Genomic DNA, 15,148 nt, shown 5'->3' with positions numbered 1-15,148 from the left:
CACGTTTATCCAATTAAAAAGCCACACTAGACTGAACGCAAATCCCAACCCCTGTAGGAGCGAGCTTGCTCGCGAAGAACGTCAACGATCACGCGGTAAGCCTGACTACACGCCGGCGACCTTGAGTTTTTCGCGAGCACGCTTGCCCCTGCAGGAAATCAGCCCCAGAGGAACAGCACGATGAAAATCCTATTGATCGGTGCCAGCGGCACCATCGGTTCAGCGGTCAAGGCGGAACTGGCCCAGCGCCACGAAGTGATCAGCATCGGCCGCACCAGCGGTGACTTCCAGGTGGATATCAGCGATAGCGCCTCGATCCGTAAGCTGTTCGAGCAGACCGGTAAGTTCGACGCCCTGATCTGCGCGGCAGGCAGCGTCAACTTCGTGCCCCTGGCAGACATGAACGACAGCGATTTCGAACTGGGCCTGCGTGACAAGCTGATGGGCCAGGTCAACCTGCTGTTGATCGGCCGTGAGTACGCCAACGACGGTGCTTCGTTCACGTTCACCAGCGGCATCCTGAACCGTGATCCGATCCGTACCGGCGCTTCGGCGGCCTTGGTCAACGGTGCTCTGGACGCCTTCGTCAAAGCGGCGGCCATTGAATTGCCTCGCGGCCTGCGTATCAACTCGGTCAGCCCGACGGTACTACTGGAAGCCATGGGCAGCTATGCCCCTTATTTCCGTGGCTACAAACCTGCCCCCGCCGCCGATGTAGCGCTGGCTTACGCCAAAAGCGTCGAGGGCCTACAAACTGGTCAGACCTTTATCGTGGGGTGAGGGTGAGTGCTGTAAGAAACGCCTGAAGCTGGCAAGCGGGCTTGTGATGCACGGCCAGCCTGCGTAACGTGGCGGCACTTGCCTGGAGACCCGATAATGCGCGCCGCCCGTACCCTCGTCCTGTTTGCCTTGCTTCCTGTATTCGCCGCCTGCCAATTGTTCGAAAGCGAGCCGGCCAAGCCATCGACTGTCGGGCTGACCCGTATGCAGGGTGAGTTGACCGCGGTGGACGGCAAACTGCTGTTCCAGCCGTGCGGCGACCAGCGTAGCTACGTGGTCAACGACACCGGCGGCACCAGCGTCCTGCAGGAAGCCGCCTCGCTGGCCGGCCAGCAGGGCAAGCTGTTTGCCGACCTGCGCGGCAAGTTTTCCGGGGTCGCCAGCGGCACCCAGGGTTCAGTGGACCTGCAACAGCTGTATCGCGTCGAACGCTCGACTTCAGCGTGCTCCGACCCGGACTTCAAGCGCATGATCCTGCGGGCCAACGGCCATAAACCCGCCTGGGCAATGAATGTCACGGCCAAGGGTATGGTGCTGGAACGCGAAGGCCATCCACCGTTGGCAGTACCCTACGTCGAGGAACAACTGGGCGACGGCCGCTTCAATCTGATGACTGAAGCCAACAACCAGCACATCGAACTGTGGGTGGCGCCCCAGCGCTGCGTCGACAGTGTGAGCGGCAGCCTGCAACACATGAGCGCCGAGTTGCGCGTGAACGGCCAGGTGCAGCGTGGTTGCGCAGCATTCGGCGGCTCGCGGGACGACTGATTAGGCCCTGTGCTGTTTTAACCTGACGGAAACTTGCCATTGGGGCTTATAATCGCCGGTTTGCAAAACAGCCGGCCTCCTTGCCCGCCGCCTACCGGATCCTGTCATGTTACGAATCACCGAACTCAAGCTGCCCATCGACCATCCCGAAGAAGACCTGCGCACGGCCATCGTGCAGCGCCTGGGCATCGCCAGTGATGACCTGCTCGATTTCACCCTGTTCAAACGCAGCTACGATGCGCGTAAAAAGACCTCTGAGCTGTGCTTCATCTACACCGTCGACCTGAACGCGAAGGGTGAAGCCGCCTTGCTGCTCAAGTTTGCCGACGACCGCAACGTCAACCCGGCACCGGATGTCAGCTACAAGGTGGTGGGCCAGGCGCCGGAAGGCCTGGCTGAGCGGCCAATCGTGGTGGGCTTCGGTCCCTGCGGGATTTTCGCCGGGCTGCTGCTGGCACAGATGGGCTTCAAGCCGATCATCCTCGAGCGCGGCAAGGAAGTGCGCCAACGCACCAAGGACACCTGGGGCCTGTGGCGCAAAAGCGTGCTCAACCCCGAGTCCAACGTGCAATTCGGTGAAGGCGGCGCAGGCACCTTCTCCGACGGCAAGCTGTACAGCCAGATCAAGGACCCGAAATTCCACGGTCGCAAAGTGCTGCACGAGTTCGTCAAGGCCGGCGCGCCGGAAGAAATTCTCTACGTCAGCAAGCCCCACATCGGCACCTTCCGCCTGACCGGCGTGGTGGAAAACATGCGCGAGCAGATCATCGCCCTGGGCGGTGAAGTGCGCTTCGAGCAGCGGGTCACCGACGTGTTGATCGAAGACGGCCAGTTGAACGGCGTGGTCATCGACGGCGGCGAGCAGATCCTCTCCAAGCACGTGATTCTTGCCCTGGGCCACAGCGCCCGGGACACCTTCCGCATGCTCCACGACCGTGGCGTGTACATGGAAGCCAAGCCGTTCTCGGTGGGTTTCCGTATCGAACACCCACAGTCGCTGATCGACGCCGCACGCCTGGGTAAATACGCCGGCCACCCGAAGCTGGGTGCTGCGGACTACAAGCTGGTGCACCACGCCAAGAACGGCCGTTCGGTCTACAGCTTCTGCATGTGCCCCGGCGGCACTGTCGTGGCTGCGACCTCGGAGCCCCATCGCGTCGTGACCAACGGCATGAGCCAATACTCACGTAACGAGCGCAATGCCAACTCTGGCATCGTGGTAGGGATTACCCCCGAGGTGGATTACCCGGGTGGCCCGCTGGCCGGTATCGAGTTGCAGGAGCGCCTGGAGTCCCACGCCTACATCCTCGGCGGCAGCAACTACGAGGCCCCGGCGCAACTGGTAGGTGACTTCATCGCCGGAAAACCCTCCACCGCGCTGGGCAGTGTGGAGCCGTCCTACAAACCCGGCGTGTCGCTGGGTGACCTGGCCCTGGCCCTGCCGGATTTCGCCATCGAAGCCATCCGCGAAGCCTTGCCGGCGTTCGAGAAGCAGATCAAAGGCTACTCGCTGCACGATGCGGTGCTGACCGGCATCGAGACCCGCACCTCGTCACCACTGCGCATTACCCGCAACGAGTCGATGCAGAGCCTGAACGTCAAAGGCTTGTTCCCGGCCGGAGAAGGCGCGGGGTATGCCGGTGGGATTCTCTCGGCGGGTGTCGACGGGATTCGGATCGCCGAGGCGTTGGCGCGGGATATGCTCGGCATCCACGGTTGAAGCTTCGAGTTGTAAGCTTCAAGCCACAAGCTAAAAACAGGTATGCATCCTGCTTTTCTTGTAGCTTGGAGCTTACAACTTGGCGCTGCTTGTCAGATATTAGCGCGCAGGATGTTATCGGGTAGCGCCTCACCGCGTTCGACACTCGCCGCAACCGCCGCGATCAACCCTTCCAGCTCATAGCCCTGCCCCGCCAGCCACGCTTGATCGTAATAGGTCGTGGCATAGCGCTCACCACCATCGCACAAGATCGCAACGATCGACCCCGACTCCCCCGCCGCTTTCATCTGTTGCGCCGCCATCAGCGCACCGATCAGGTTGGTCCCGCTGGACCCGCCAACCCGTCGTCCCAAATGCTCAGCCAGGTAATGCATGGCCGCCAGGGACAATGCATCCGGTACCTTGACCATGGCGTCAATCACCGCCGGCAGAAACGAGGCCTCCACCCGTGGGCGACCAATCCCTTCAATCCGTGAGCCACAGTCCAGGCGCAGGCTGGCGTCACCACTCTGGTAGAAGTCGAAGAACACCGAGCGTTCGGCATCGGCACACAACACCCGGGTGCAATGCTGGCGATAACGCACATAGCGGCCCAGGGTCGCGGTGGTGCCGCCGGTGCCAGGGCTGGAAATCAACCAACTCGGCTCCGGGTGCTGTTCAAAGCGCATCTGCTGGAAGATCGATTCGGCGATGTTGTTGTTCGCCCGCCAGTCGGTGGCACGTTCGGCGTAAGTGAACTGGTCCATGAAGTGACCACCGCTTTCCTGGGCCAGGCGTTCGGATTCGGCGTAGATCTGCGTCGGGTCCTGGACCAGATGGCTCTTGCCACCATAGAAGGCAATCTGGGCGATCTTCTCTTGGGACGTGGTAGCGGGCATGACGGCAATGAACGGCAAGCCGAGCAAGCGCGCGAAGTAGGCTTCCGAGATCGCGGTGGAGCCGCTGGACGCTTCAATAACGGGGGCGCCAGGCTTGAGCCAACCATTGCACAGCGCATACAGGAACAACGAGCGCGCCAGCCGGTGTTTCAGGCTGCCGGTGGGGTGGCTGGACTCATCCTTGAAGTACAACTCGATGCCTGGCAAACCCGGTAATGGCAGCGGGATCAGGTGGGTATCGGCGCTCCGCTGGAAGTCCGCTTCAATGATACGAATGGCTTCGCGGGCCCAGGTACGGTGGTCGCTCATGGTGGCTTCTCTAAAGGTTTTCAGCGGTGATCTTAGGATGTTTCCCACGCTTCACACAGATACAGTGACGACGCAATTGGACACACAATTGCTAGTCTTTAACCCACCGATGTTCCGGCCAACCACTTATAACAAATAAGAATATAACTTTTGTTTTAACAACTAACGGTACGGGTTAGGGTACCCACCTATTGAACCTGGATTGGAGAGCATCCCTTGCCTCTGCGTAGCACTTTCACCCGTTTCTTCCAGCTGGAAGCCGCCAGTGGTCTGTTGTTGATCGCCGCTGCCGCTTTGGCGCTGATTATCAACAACTCACCGTTGTCGCACCTGTACAACGCCTTTCTCGACACGCCGGTGGTGGCTCAGGTTGGCGCTTTGAAAATCGCCAAGCCGGCGCTGCTTTGGATCAACGATGGCCTGATGGCCCTGTTTTTCCTGCTGATCGGCCTGGAGGTCAAGCGTGAGCTGCTGGATGGTCACCTGTCCAAGCCTTCGCAAGTGGTGCTGCCTGGCGCAGCGGCCATCGGCGGCATGGTTGTGCCGGCGCTGATCTACTGGGCGCTTAACAAGGACAACCCGGCCGCCCTGGCCGGCTGGGCGATCCCCATGGCCACCGACATTGCCTTTGCGCTGGGCGTTCTGGCCCTGCTGGGCAAGCGCGTACCAGTGTCGCTGAAGCTGTTCCTGATGACCCTGGCGATCATTGATGACCTTGGCGCCATCATCGTCATTGCCTTGTTCTATTCCGCTGACTTGTCCACGGCATCCCTGGCGGGCGCGGGGGCGTGCTTGATTGCGCTGATTGCGATGAACCGCCTGGGCGTGATCAAGCTGGGGCCGTATATGATCATCGGCCTGATCCTGTGGGTGTGCGTGCTCAAGAGCGGTGTGCATGCGACCTTGGCGGGTGTAACCCTGGCGTTCTGCATTCCACTGCGCACCAAGAATGCCGAAACCTCACCGCTGCTGAGCCTGGAACACGCCCTGCACCCCTGGGTGGCCTACGCCATCCTGCCGCTGTTCGCGTTCGCCAATGCCGGTGTGTCACTCACCGGTGTCAGCCTGGAGAGCTTCACCCACTCCGTGCCCATGGGCATCGCCGCGGGCCTGTTGATCGGCAAGACAGTCGGTGTGTTCGGCCTCACCTGGCTGGCGATCAAGACCGGCATCGCCTCACTGCCCAGCGGCGCCAATTGGGGCCAGGTACTGGGCGTGGCGATCCTGTGCGGGATCGGCTTCACCATGAGCCTGTTTGTCGGCTCCCTGGCGTTTGTGCCGGGCGCCAGTGAGTTTGCCGGTGAAGATCGCATGGGGATTCTGACCGGGTCGATCCTGGCGGCCTTCATCGGGTATGCGGTGACGGCGATGGCAAGTCGCAAGAAAGCGGCCGTTGAATGATTGAAGTCAGTCAGTTGTAGGAGCGAGCTTGCTTGCGAAAAACTTAGAGGCGCCGCGTTCATTCATTGAGCACGCGTTATCGTTAACGTTTTTCGCGAGCAAGCTCGCTCCTACAAAAAAAACCCCCAACCGGTCACCCGGTTGGGGGTTTTTCTTCGCCTGTAGCTCAAGGCTTAGCGAGTAACGCGGCTGGTACCGTCGACGGTCATGATGCGTACGCGGTCACCAATGCGGAAGATTTCATTTTCCTGCACGGCTTGTACGTAGGCACGCATGCTGCCGTCGTCTTCGCGCACGGTGATTTCCACACCCTGGGTACGGGTCAGGCCTTCTTCGGTGGCCGAGCCCAGCAGGCCGCCCGCAACTGCGCCGATCACAGCAGTAACGATGCTGCCACGGCCGCCACCGATGGCGCTGCCGCCAACGCCGCCGATGACTGCGCCCGCGGCGCCGCCGATTGGGGTCTTGGTGCCTTCGATCTTCACCGGACGCAGGGATTCGATGGTGCCCATGCGAACGGTCTGTACACGACGCGCCTCATCACGAGAGTACGAGTCGCCGGTCAGACTCGAGGCGCAGCCACCCAACAGCAACGACAGGGTGGTAAAGCAGGCAACTAGTAAAACGGACTTACGCATAGCATCAACTCCAAAGGACAGGTATTCATTAAACGCTGTGGCTTGGCGCGTGTCACGGCGCACCAGGCAGAAACTTGCTTTCATTCAGCCTGAGTACAGACTGCCAGCACCAGAGAACTCGACGAACGGTAACCAAGCCAGGGTACGGAACGATGCCATAACCGGCTCGATCAGTGTAGCCGCACAGCCGAAAGCGTCCGAAGTCTCTTGAACAGAGACTTCGACGCAACGGTGTTGATTCAGGTGGGATGACGAAAGGTGACGCTCAGGGCGCCAGGCGCTCGCGGCACCATTGGCCGTCTTGCAAGCGGTAGTTGAGGCGATCATGCAGGCGGCTGGCGCGGCCTTGCCAGAACTCGATGCGCTCAGGCAGTAAACGGTACCCTCCCCAGTGCTCGGGGCAATCGGGCTGGGTATCGCTGAAACGCTCTTCAGTGGCCTTGAGCAGCGCCTGCAGCTCATCGCGATCACGAATGACTTTGCTCTGCGGAGAGGCCCAGGCACCCAGGCGGCTGCCCAACGGGCGCACCTGATAATAAGCATCCGACTCTTCAGGCGTGACCTTGACCACGCGCCCTTCAATGCGTACCTGGCGCTCCAGGGTTGGCCAGAAGAAGGTCATGGCCGCAAACGGCCGCGCCGCGAGTTGTTCACCCTTGGCGCTCTGATAGTTGGTGAAGAAGGTAAAGCCCTGTGCATCCAGGCCCTTGAGCAGCAGGATGCGGCAGTGCGGGCGACCGTCCTGATCCACTGTCGCCAGCGTCATGGCATTGGCCTCCACTGGCGGCTGTTCGGTTTTCACCGCATCAGCAAACCATTGGTGGAACAACGCAAACGGCTCGTCCGGGGCCTGGGCCTCGCTCAAACCGTCCCGTGTGTAGTCACGGCGCATATCGGCCAGTGCCTGGGTCATGCGGCTTTATCCTTGTGGTTCAACAGCTCAGTTCTTCGCCTGGTCGTTCGAAGCGGGTGCCGCCTTGGCTTTTGCCGTGGCAGGTTTCTTCGCAGCCGGCTTGGCCGCAGCCTTTTTAGCCGCTGGCTTGGCCGCCGCTTTCTTGGCCGTGGCCTTTTTGGCAGGCGCTTTGGCCGCCGGTGCTGGCGCAGGCACATTCTGCACCGCGACCATTTCGGCTACGGGCGGGGTCTTGCCGGAGTTGTACTTGCTCAGCAGTGCCAACATCGTTGTACGCTGAGTGAACATGATTTCCATGCGACGGTTCAGCGCACGCCCCTGATTGCTGTCGTTGGCGGCACGCGGCATAAGGTCGCCCATGCCACGCAGCATCAAGCGATCCTGTTTCAGACCACTCAGGCTGAAAATCGAGGCAATGGACTGCGCACGCTCCTTGCTCAACGCCTGGCTGGCCGGGGCGCTGCCCGTGGCATCAACGTGGCCCAGCACCAGTACGGCGGTCTTCGGGTCAGCTTCGACGGCCTTGGCCACCCGCGTGAACGGGCCCAGGGTCACCGGCAGCAACATGGCCGGACGCTTCGGGTTGTAGGAGCCGTCTACCGGGGCAATCACCACCAGGGTGTTGTCACGGCGCTCCAGTTGCAGGTTGCTGTCCTTAATGGCGGCACGCAGGCGTGGTTCGTATTCGTCCAGCCAGGCTTGGGTAATCTTCGGGTCAGGCATTTGTACATTGGTCACATCGACCTTGGCCAATGGCTTTGGCTTGCTTTCGAACGGCCACCACCAGCGCGGCTCGCTGTCGGTCTTGGCGACGACAGGTGCGGCGTCCGAGGCCGGGGTTGCCGCCTTGAGGTCGGCTTTCAGGTCGGCCTTGGCGTCGGCGGCTTTGTCTTCGGCACTCTTGGTGGAAAACGGCCACCAGCTGTAACCGGTGTCGGCTTTGGCAGCCGGGGCAGCGGCAGCAGCGGTGACAGGCTCAACAGGCTTGGCACCGGCGGCCGGCTTGGCGTCGGGTTTGGCATCCGACTTGGCGTCGGTCTGGGCCACTGGATCCTTGGTCGCGGTTTTGTCAGATCCAAATGACCACCAATGCCCACCTTCGGCATCATTTTGTGGAGTTTGTGCACAACCCGTAATAGTGAGGCACAGCGCCAGTGCCAAAGACTTGTTCGATAACATGAGATATCCACAAAATGAGAAAAAACCAGAGGGTCGCAGGACCCGTTAAACAGACGCTAAAAGAACATTCAAGTTACAACATGTCGTTCAGCATCTTTTTTATACTTGCCTTTGTAACAAAAAATTGTGAAACAGCAAGGGGTTTATAGACAACCGGCCAATATTCCGACCAACTTCTGGGCCCGCGGGTCCATAAGTACGTAGGGACCCAGGGTATTAGTCACAAAACCGAAGGCTACATCATGTTCAGGGTCGGCAAACCCGACTGAGCCCCCTGCCCCGGGATGCCCGAATGCACGAGGTCCGAGGCCGAACGTGGCATTGGGCAACTGCGGTTGATCCAACATGCAGCCCAGGCCGAAGCGGGTTTGGGTCAATAAGGTTTTATCCAGCCCGATACTGTGCTCGCGGGTCAATTGTTCGAGCATGTCGCTTTCCAGCAAACTACCGTCCAACAAACCACTATAAAACCCGGCCAGGCTGCGTGCATTACCGTGGCCATTCGCCGCAGGCTGCTGCATGCGTCGCCATTCAGGCTTATTAGTGCTGGTCAGAATAGACGGTGGATTGGCAAATGCACGGGTAGTCATCGCCGCCGGCTCGCGCATCATTACTTGAAGTAACCGTTGCGCGGTTTCATCCCCCATAGTGCCTTTGCTGCGCGCTATATGAGCGACGCGATAAAACTCTTCATCCGCCAGGCCTACATGGAAGTCCAACCCCAATGGCCGTGCCACCCGCGCCACGATCGACTCCCCCGGCCCGCGCCCGTCGGCGCGACGCAACAGTTCACCAACCAGCCAGCCGTAGGTGATCGCCTCATAGCCGTGGCCCTGGCCCGGTGTCCACCACGGGGCTTCTGCCGCCAGGGTATCGACCATCAATTGCCAGTCGTACAACGCTTCGGTAGGCAGCATTTCGCGGATGGCGGGCAGCCCGGCCTGGTGGCAGAGCAACTGGCGCAGCGTGATCGCGTCCTTGCCAGCAGCGGCAAACTCCGGCCAGTACTCGGCTACCGGCGCATCGAGCTTGAGCTTGCCTTCGGCCACCAGTTGCAGGGCAGTCACTGCCGTGAAGGTCTTGGTGCAGGAGAACAGGTTGACGATGGTATCGCTGTGCCAGGCCTCGGCACCGTCCTTGTCGGCAGTACCGGCCCACAGGTCGACGACGGTTTGCCCGCCGATCTGGATGCACAGCCCGGCACCACGCTCCTGAGGATCATCGAACAGGGCGGCGAAGGCTTCGCGCACCGCTTCGAACTGCAGCTCGTAATGACCCTGAATCTGCACCTAAGTCCCCTCGGAAAACACCATGAAAAGTGGTCGCCATTCTTTCAGCCATTGTAGGTTTTGTGAACCCGTCAACGATGAATCAATGACCGTTTCCAGCGTGTCCACCGGCATGCCCAGCGCCCTGCCCCGCGCCTTTGCCGTCGCGCCCCGGCTTGCCGGCTTCACTTTCACGCATCGCTTGGGTGGCCTTGGCTTTTTGCGCCTCACGGCCCAACTGGTCGAGCGCGGCCAGGTTGCTCTTGCGCACCGTCTCGACAAAGCCCTGGAAGGGTACATCGGTGATGCCGACCAAGCCGAAATGGCCGTTTTCACCATCCAGCAGACGCCCGGTTACCGGCTGGTCCAGGTACTGGAACCAGTGCACCCCGACAATCGACGGCTCGGCCACCGCCTGCTTGAGGAACGCGGAGTAGGCCGCGCCGCGGTCCTCTTCGCGGGCCAGTTGCGTCACGCCGCCCCAGAACGGGCCGCGGTCGGCGGAGCCAAAGTTGAATTCGGTGATCAGCACCGGTTTGTCCAGTGCACGCAGGGCGGCGAAGTCGTAACCGTCCTGGGGTTTCAAGGTGTACATGTTGAAGCTCAGCACGTCGCAATACTGCGCGCACGAAGCGACGGCCTCGGGCGTGCTCACCGCAAAACGGCCGCCTAGCAACAGCTGGTTGGGTGCGTGCCACTTCAGCGAGTCGGAAATGGTCTTGAAGTAAGCATCGGCGAAGGTCTTCTGAAAATACTTGAAGTCGGCTTCGATTTCCGGGTGTTCAGGGCTGGGCATCGGCGGCTCGAAGCCTGGGTCTTCCATCAGTTCCCAACCAGCCAGTTGAATACCCCAGGCTTTGGAAAGGCCCTCTTCATTGCGATATTTATCGCGCAGTTGCTTGAGGAAGGCGCGCTTGGCCGGCACGTCGGTGGTCATGCGCAGGGTGCCGTACGCCAGGGCGTAGCGGGATTTTGCATCCTCGCCAGGACCGGCCCAGGCCAGTTCGTTGTCGGCAAAGAAACCGATCAGCCAAGGATCGTCACGGTGATCGCGTGCGGCAATAGCCACTGCGCGCTCGGTGGCCATGGCAAAGCGCGGGTCGAACGGGTCGGGCATGCCGCCCCACCAGTCGGTGCCGGTGCTGATGCTGGCATAGTCACCGACAATCGACAGCGGCAAGGTGTACGGCACGCGGTCGGCAGTGGCCAGGTCCGGATCGCTCCAGTTGCCGACGGTGTTGAAGCCCCAGGCTTGCAGGCGATCGAGGGTATGGGTCACCCAGCGTGGCTGGTCCAACGCGTCCCCGCCGTAAGTGCGTTGCAGGTTGGCGCCATAGAAATCGTACCAACGCCCCGAGCCAAAACCGCGGCCTTCACCGGCGCCGTTGCCGGTGCGGCTGTCGTCGCTGCCGTAGTACTTGTCAAAGGGTTCGCCGGCCTTGGGCAGCGCCGCGAACATCCACTCGCGCCCCGCCACATAGGTCTGGCTGTTGTCCGGCGCCACGGTGTTCACCCCCAGCGAGTAGAACGGATGCCCCTGCGGCGTCACCAGGTACCAGCGGCCGTCGCGCTTCTGGGTGCGGAAAAAACCGCTGGCATCGAAGGCCGGGCCCTTCTTCCAGCCACCGTATTGATCCAGGGAGGACTTGTCCCGCTCGGCCAGCCAGGTCTTGAGCTGCTGTTTTTCCTTGGCGGCCGATGCCTTGAGTTGCTCGTCACTGCTGACCTTCTCCGGCCAGCGTGCGCGGTTGGATTGGCCATAGGCATCCACCAGTTCAGTGTAGGCAGCCTTCAATACCGGCTCGCTGTCCTGCACGCCAAAGCGCTCCAGCAGGATACTTTGAGCGGCATTGGGCTTGAGCATCGACAGGGTCACCGAGACGACCTGGCTGCGGTCGATTTCCCCGGCGCTGGCGGCCAGCAATACCCGTTGGCCATCCACAGTCATCGGCATCGGCGGGCCGGCCTTCATGCCCTGGCTCAGCGGTGAGTTGGCTTGCAGCGGGACGAGCAGCGTCTGGGCCGGGCCGGCAGGCAGGTCGATGCGGCTGACGAGCGTCTTGCCGTCGGCGCTCTGCACCTTGACGTAAAGGGTCAGCGCCCAGTTCATCGCGCTCTGGATACGCAGGCTCATGGCGCTCGATTGCGACCAGTCCCACGTCCCCGTCTGCGGGCTGAGCACCAGGCTCGGCTCGGCCGCTGGGTTGAAGGTGATGCGGCGCAGCACCTCGCCTTCGGGCGTTTGTTCGGCATTGTATTGCGGCAGGCTGGCGTCCTGGGTCGCCACCTTGACCACATCGGCCGGCCGGACGAAGTTGAACAGCGTTTGTTGCCCCTCGGGCGCCGCCATCAACGGCGCAGCGAACAGCAGGGCAAAAAGAGCAGGCAGCGTGCGAATCATACGAACAAGGTTCTCCCAAACGGCCGATGACTGGCCTGATGATAGTGATGAGATAGACCACAGAGTGGGCGAATCCGCCCACGGTGGCTTAAGAAATTTCGCGCCTGAACGGCGGCAATGCATTGAGGATCGCCTTGCCATAGCGCTGGGTAACCAGGCGACGGTCGAGCAAGGTGATGGTGCCGCGGTCTTCTTCGGTACGCAGCAGACGCCCGCAGGCCTGCACCAGCTTCAGTGAAGCATCCGGCACCGAGATTTCCATGAACGGGTTGCCGCCCCGGGCTTCGATCCATTCGGCCAGTGCGGCCTCGACCGGGTCATCCGGCACCGAGAACGGGATTTTGGCGATCACCACGTGTTCACAGTAGGCGCCGGGCAAGTCCACGCCTTCGGCAAAGCTGGCCAGGCCGAACAACACACTGGAATCCCCACCGTCGACCCGCGCCTTGTGCTTGTTCAGGGTTTCCTGCTTGGACAGGTTGCCCTGGATAAACACCTGCTTGCGCCAGTCGCGGTCGAGGCCGTCGAACACGTCCTGCATCTGTTTGCGCGACGAGAACAGCACCAGGGTGCCGCGGGAGCCTTCCACCAACGACGGCAGATCACGAATGATCGCCGCCGTGTGTGCCGCAGCGTCCCGTGGGTCGGCCTTGAGGTCTGGCACCCGCAGCACGCCGGCGTCAGCGTGATGAAACGGGCTGGGTACCACGGCGGTGACGGCCTTTTTCGGCAGGCCGGCGCGCATGCGGAAGCGGTCAAAGGTGCCCAGGGCCGTCAGCGTGGCCGAGGTTACCAGGCAGCCGTAGGCGACGTTCCACAGGTTGCGGCGCAGCATTTCAGCGGCGAGGATCGGACTGGCGTTGACCTCGATATCGAACAGCGCACCGCTTTCCGACAACGTCAGCCAGCGGGCCATGGGCGGGTTGTCTTCCGGGTCTTCGACGGTAAAGGCGGTCCACAGCTCCCAATTGCCTTGGGAACGAGACAGCAAACTGCCGAACAAGGGATACCACTCTTCGGCCTGGTTGCTGGCGATGCCGATATTGACCTCGCCATCCATGCCTTCCTTGAGCAAGTCCGTCAGGCGCGTGAACAGGTCGGTGAGGCGTGAAAAGCCTTTCTTCAGCTCGATGCCCATTTCGCGCATGTGCTCGGGGATCATCCCGCCGACAAAACGATGGCGCGGGCGCTCACGGCCTTCGACGTCTTCACCGGGCTTGAAGTCCGCCACCTGCTCGCAGGCGCTGAACATGAACTGCTGCTGGGTCTTGATCTCGCGCGCCAGTTCCGGCACTTGCTCGATCAACTTGCCCAGGTCGCCGGGCAACGGGTGCTGGGCCAGTAATTTGGTAAGGTTCTTGGCAGTGGTTTCCAGCCAGTCGGCCGTGGAGCGCAAGCGGGTGTAATGGGCGAAATGGCCAATGGCCTTGTCTGGCAGGTGGTGGCCTTCGTCGAACACATAGAAGGTGTCGCGTGGGTCGGGCAGTACCGCACCGCCACCCAGGGCCAGGTCAGCCAATACCATATCGTGGTTGGTGACGATGACATCTACCTTGCCCATGCCTTCGCGCGCCTTGTAGAAGGCGCACTGGCCGAAGTTGGGGCAATGGCGGTTGGTGCATTGGCTGTGGTCGGTGGTCAGGCGCGCCCAGTCTGAATCTTCCAGGGCGGTGGGCCAACTGTCGCGGTCGCCGTCCCATTTGTTGCCGGCCAGCTTCTCGATCATGCTGGTAAACAGCTTCTGGCTGGCCTCATCCACCTCGATCTTGAAACCTTCTTCTTCGAACAAGGAGGCGGTGGCGGTTTGGGCGTGGCCTTCCTGCAGCAATACGTCGAGCTTGGACAGGCACATATAGCGGCCACGGCCCTTGGCCAGGGCGAAGGTAAAGCTCAAGCCGCTGTTGCGCATCAGGTCGGGCAAGTCTTTGTAGACAATCTGCTCTTGCAGCGCGACGGTAGCGGTGGCAATCACCAATCGCTTGCCAGCAGCCTTGGCCGTAGGGATCGCGGCCAGGCTGTAGGCCACGGTCTTGCCGGTACCGGTACCGGCCTCGACGGCCACTACCGCAGGCTCACCCTCGCGGCGGCCTTCGTCGTCGGTGTCGATATCCCCGAGGACTTTTGCCACTTCGGCGATCATCAGGCGTTGGCCGTAGCGCGGTTTCAAGCTCTTGGCTTCGAGAAAACGCGAATAGGCGCCCTGGATCGTGGTTTTGAGTTCAGTGCTGATCATGGATAGTCGGGCGCAAAAAACGCTGGATAAATTTTCAGTGGTTCGGATCGGCCGCTATCATACCCCGCTAATTAATCCCGCGCAGAACGGAGTACCACAATGACCGCGTTTAGCCTCGCCTATACCCTGCATGTACTGGCCGCCTTGATCTGGGTCGGCGGCATGTTTTTCGCCTGGATGATCCTGCGCCCCGCCGCCATGGCGGCGCTTGAGGGCCCTGCCCGGCTCAAGCTGTGGGCAAATGTGTTTCAACGTTTTTTTGTGTGGGTGTGGGTGGCGGTGGTGCTTTTACCGATCAGCGGCATTGGTTTGCTGCAACTGCGCTTCAGTGGTTTTGAGACCGCGCCGCGTTATGTGCAGGTGATGATGGGGTTGTATCTGGTGATGACGGCGTTGTTTATCCGCATCCAGGCCTTGAAGTTCCCGGAGCTGAAGGCAGCGGTGGCGGCTGAGGATTGGCCGGCGGGCGCGGCTGCGCTGGGGCAGATTCGCAGGTTGGTGGGGATTAATTTGATCGTGGGGTTGGTGGTGGTGGCGGTGGCTTCGGCTCGGCCGATGTTCTGAGCTGTTGGCTTGCCCTAACGCGTGTAGGAGCGAGCTTGCTCGCGAAAAACGTCAACGATAACGCGTGCTTCCTGAATAAACGCGGCGTCTGTGAGT

The 15,148-nt window shown here is 61.2% G+C and carries 12 protein-coding genes; 5 read left to right on the top strand and 7 right to left on the bottom strand.

The features are described 5' to 3' along the window. The first annotated feature begins 180 nt into the window (after positions 1–180). From AC1RAC_RS09115 to AC1RAC_RS09105, 3 genes are all read left to right on the top strand, one after another. Positions 181–780, top strand: a complete 600-nt coding sequence (locus tag AC1RAC_RS09115; RefSeq protein WP_034125948.1) for a short chain dehydrogenase — start codon at positions 181–183, stop codon at positions 778–780. Positions 781–876: 96 nt separating this feature from the next. Continuing rightward, positions 877–1,548, top strand: a complete 672-nt coding sequence (locus AC1RAC_RS09110; protein WP_034125947.1) for a COG3650 family protein — start codon at positions 877–879, stop codon at positions 1,546–1,548. A gap of 106 nt (positions 1,549–1,654) precedes the next feature. Continuing rightward, positions 1,655–3,268: an NAD(P)/FAD-dependent oxidoreductase gene (locus AC1RAC_RS09105; protein WP_127881188.1), complete on the top strand. Its 1,614-nt coding sequence runs from the start codon at positions 1,655–1,657 to the stop codon at positions 3,266–3,268. Between the two features lie 92 nt (positions 3,269–3,360). Here AC1RAC_RS09105 and AC1RAC_RS09100 read toward each other — a convergent pair whose 3' ends face one another. Further along, positions 3,361–4,455 (bottom strand): PLP-dependent cysteine synthase family protein, encoded by a 1,095-nt coding sequence (locus tag AC1RAC_RS09100; protein WP_492616510.1) that lies wholly within the window; start codon positions 4,453–4,455, stop codon positions 3,361–3,363. A 216-nt stretch (positions 4,456–4,671) separates the two neighbouring features. Here AC1RAC_RS09100 and nhaA point away from each other — a divergent pair, with 216 nt between their 5' ends. Then, positions 4,672–5,856, top strand: a complete 1,185-nt coding sequence (gene nhaA, locus AC1RAC_RS09095; protein WP_072446880.1) for a Na+/H+ antiporter NhaA — start codon at positions 4,672–4,674, stop codon at positions 5,854–5,856. Positions 5,857–6,029: 173 nt separating this feature from the next. Here the strand turns inward: nhaA and AC1RAC_RS09090 are convergent, their stop codons facing one another. The 6 genes from AC1RAC_RS09090 to dinG form a co-directional block, all read right to left on the bottom strand. Further along, the gene (locus AC1RAC_RS09090) at positions 6,030–6,494 is read right to left on the bottom strand and encodes an outer membrane lipoprotein (protein ID WP_003189251.1); all 465 of its coding nucleotides are present in this window, start codon (positions 6,492–6,494) and stop codon (positions 6,030–6,032) included. Positions 6,495–6,759: 265 nt separating this feature from the next. Continuing rightward, positions 6,760–7,407 (bottom strand): pyridoxamine 5'-phosphate oxidase, encoded by a 648-nt coding sequence (pdxH, locus tag AC1RAC_RS09085; RefSeq protein WP_492616509.1) that lies wholly within the window; start codon positions 7,405–7,407, stop codon positions 6,760–6,762. A gap of 27 nt (positions 7,408–7,434) precedes the next feature. Beyond that, a complete protein-coding gene (locus tag AC1RAC_RS09080) occupies positions 7,435–8,586 on the bottom strand; it encodes an OmpA family protein (RefSeq protein WP_080757662.1) in 1,152 nt (383 codons plus the stop codon). 143 nt (positions 8,587–8,729) lie between these two features. Further along, positions 8,730–9,875: a serine hydrolase domain-containing protein gene (locus AC1RAC_RS09075; protein WP_492616508.1), complete on the bottom strand. Its 1,146-nt coding sequence runs from the start codon at positions 9,873–9,875 to the stop codon at positions 8,730–8,732. 82 nt (positions 9,876–9,957) lie between these two features. Next, positions 9,958–12,255 (bottom strand): beta-galactosidase, encoded by a 2,298-nt coding sequence (locus AC1RAC_RS09070; RefSeq protein ID WP_060764381.1) that lies wholly within the window; start codon positions 12,253–12,255, stop codon positions 9,958–9,960. Positions 12,256–12,343: 88 nt separating this feature from the next. Next, positions 12,344–14,488, bottom strand: coding sequence for an ATP-dependent DNA helicase DinG (gene dinG, locus AC1RAC_RS09065; protein WP_492616507.1), 2,145 nt, complete (start codon positions 14,486–14,488; stop codon positions 12,344–12,346). Between the two features lie 99 nt (positions 14,489–14,587). Here dinG and AC1RAC_RS09060 point away from each other — a divergent pair, with 99 nt between their 5' ends. Then, on the top strand, positions 14,588–15,052 hold the full coding sequence (locus AC1RAC_RS09060; RefSeq protein WP_019817847.1) for a CopD family protein: 465 nt from the start codon (positions 14,588–14,590) through the stop codon (positions 15,050–15,052). The last annotated feature ends 96 nt before the right edge of the window (positions 15,053–15,148 follow it).

It is taken from the genome of Pseudomonas sp. GW823-FHT02F05, from assembly GCF_058797315.1.
Note: the sequence above shows the minus strand (reverse complement) of the source record. Positions and strands in the feature narration are given on the sequence as shown.

Coding starts and splice junctions, on each gene's coding strand:
- AC1RAC_RS09070 (WP_060764381.1), bottom strand. CDS start 12,255: ATGATTCGCACGCTGCCTGCTCTTTTTGCCCTGCTGTTCGCTGCGCCG.
- AC1RAC_RS09060 (WP_019817847.1), top strand. CDS start 14,588: ATGACCGCGTTTAGCCTCGCCTATACCCTGCATGTACTGGCCGCCTTG.
- AC1RAC_RS09115 (WP_034125948.1), top strand. CDS start 181: ATGAAAATCCTATTGATCGGTGCCAGCGGCACCATCGGTTCAGCGGTC.
- dinG (WP_492616507.1), bottom strand. CDS start 14,488: ATGATCAGCACTGAACTCAAAACCACGATCCAGGGCGCCTATTCGCGT.
- AC1RAC_RS09100 (WP_492616510.1), bottom strand. CDS start 4,455: ATGAGCGACCACCGTACCTGGGCCCGCGAAGCCATTCGTATCATTGAA.
- AC1RAC_RS09110 (WP_034125947.1), top strand. CDS start 877: ATGCGCGCCGCCCGTACCCTCGTCCTGTTTGCCTTGCTTCCTGTATTC.
- AC1RAC_RS09090 (WP_003189251.1), bottom strand. CDS start 6,494: ATGCGTAAGTCCGTTTTACTAGTTGCCTGCTTTACCACCCTGTCGTTG.
- pdxH (WP_492616509.1), bottom strand. CDS start 7,407: ATGACCCAGGCACTGGCCGATATGCGCCGTGACTACACACGGGACGGT.
- AC1RAC_RS09105 (WP_127881188.1), top strand. CDS start 1,655: ATGTTACGAATCACCGAACTCAAGCTGCCCATCGACCATCCCGAAGAA.
- AC1RAC_RS09080 (WP_080757662.1), bottom strand. CDS start 8,586: ATGTTATCGAACAAGTCTTTGGCACTGGCGCTGTGCCTCACTATTACG.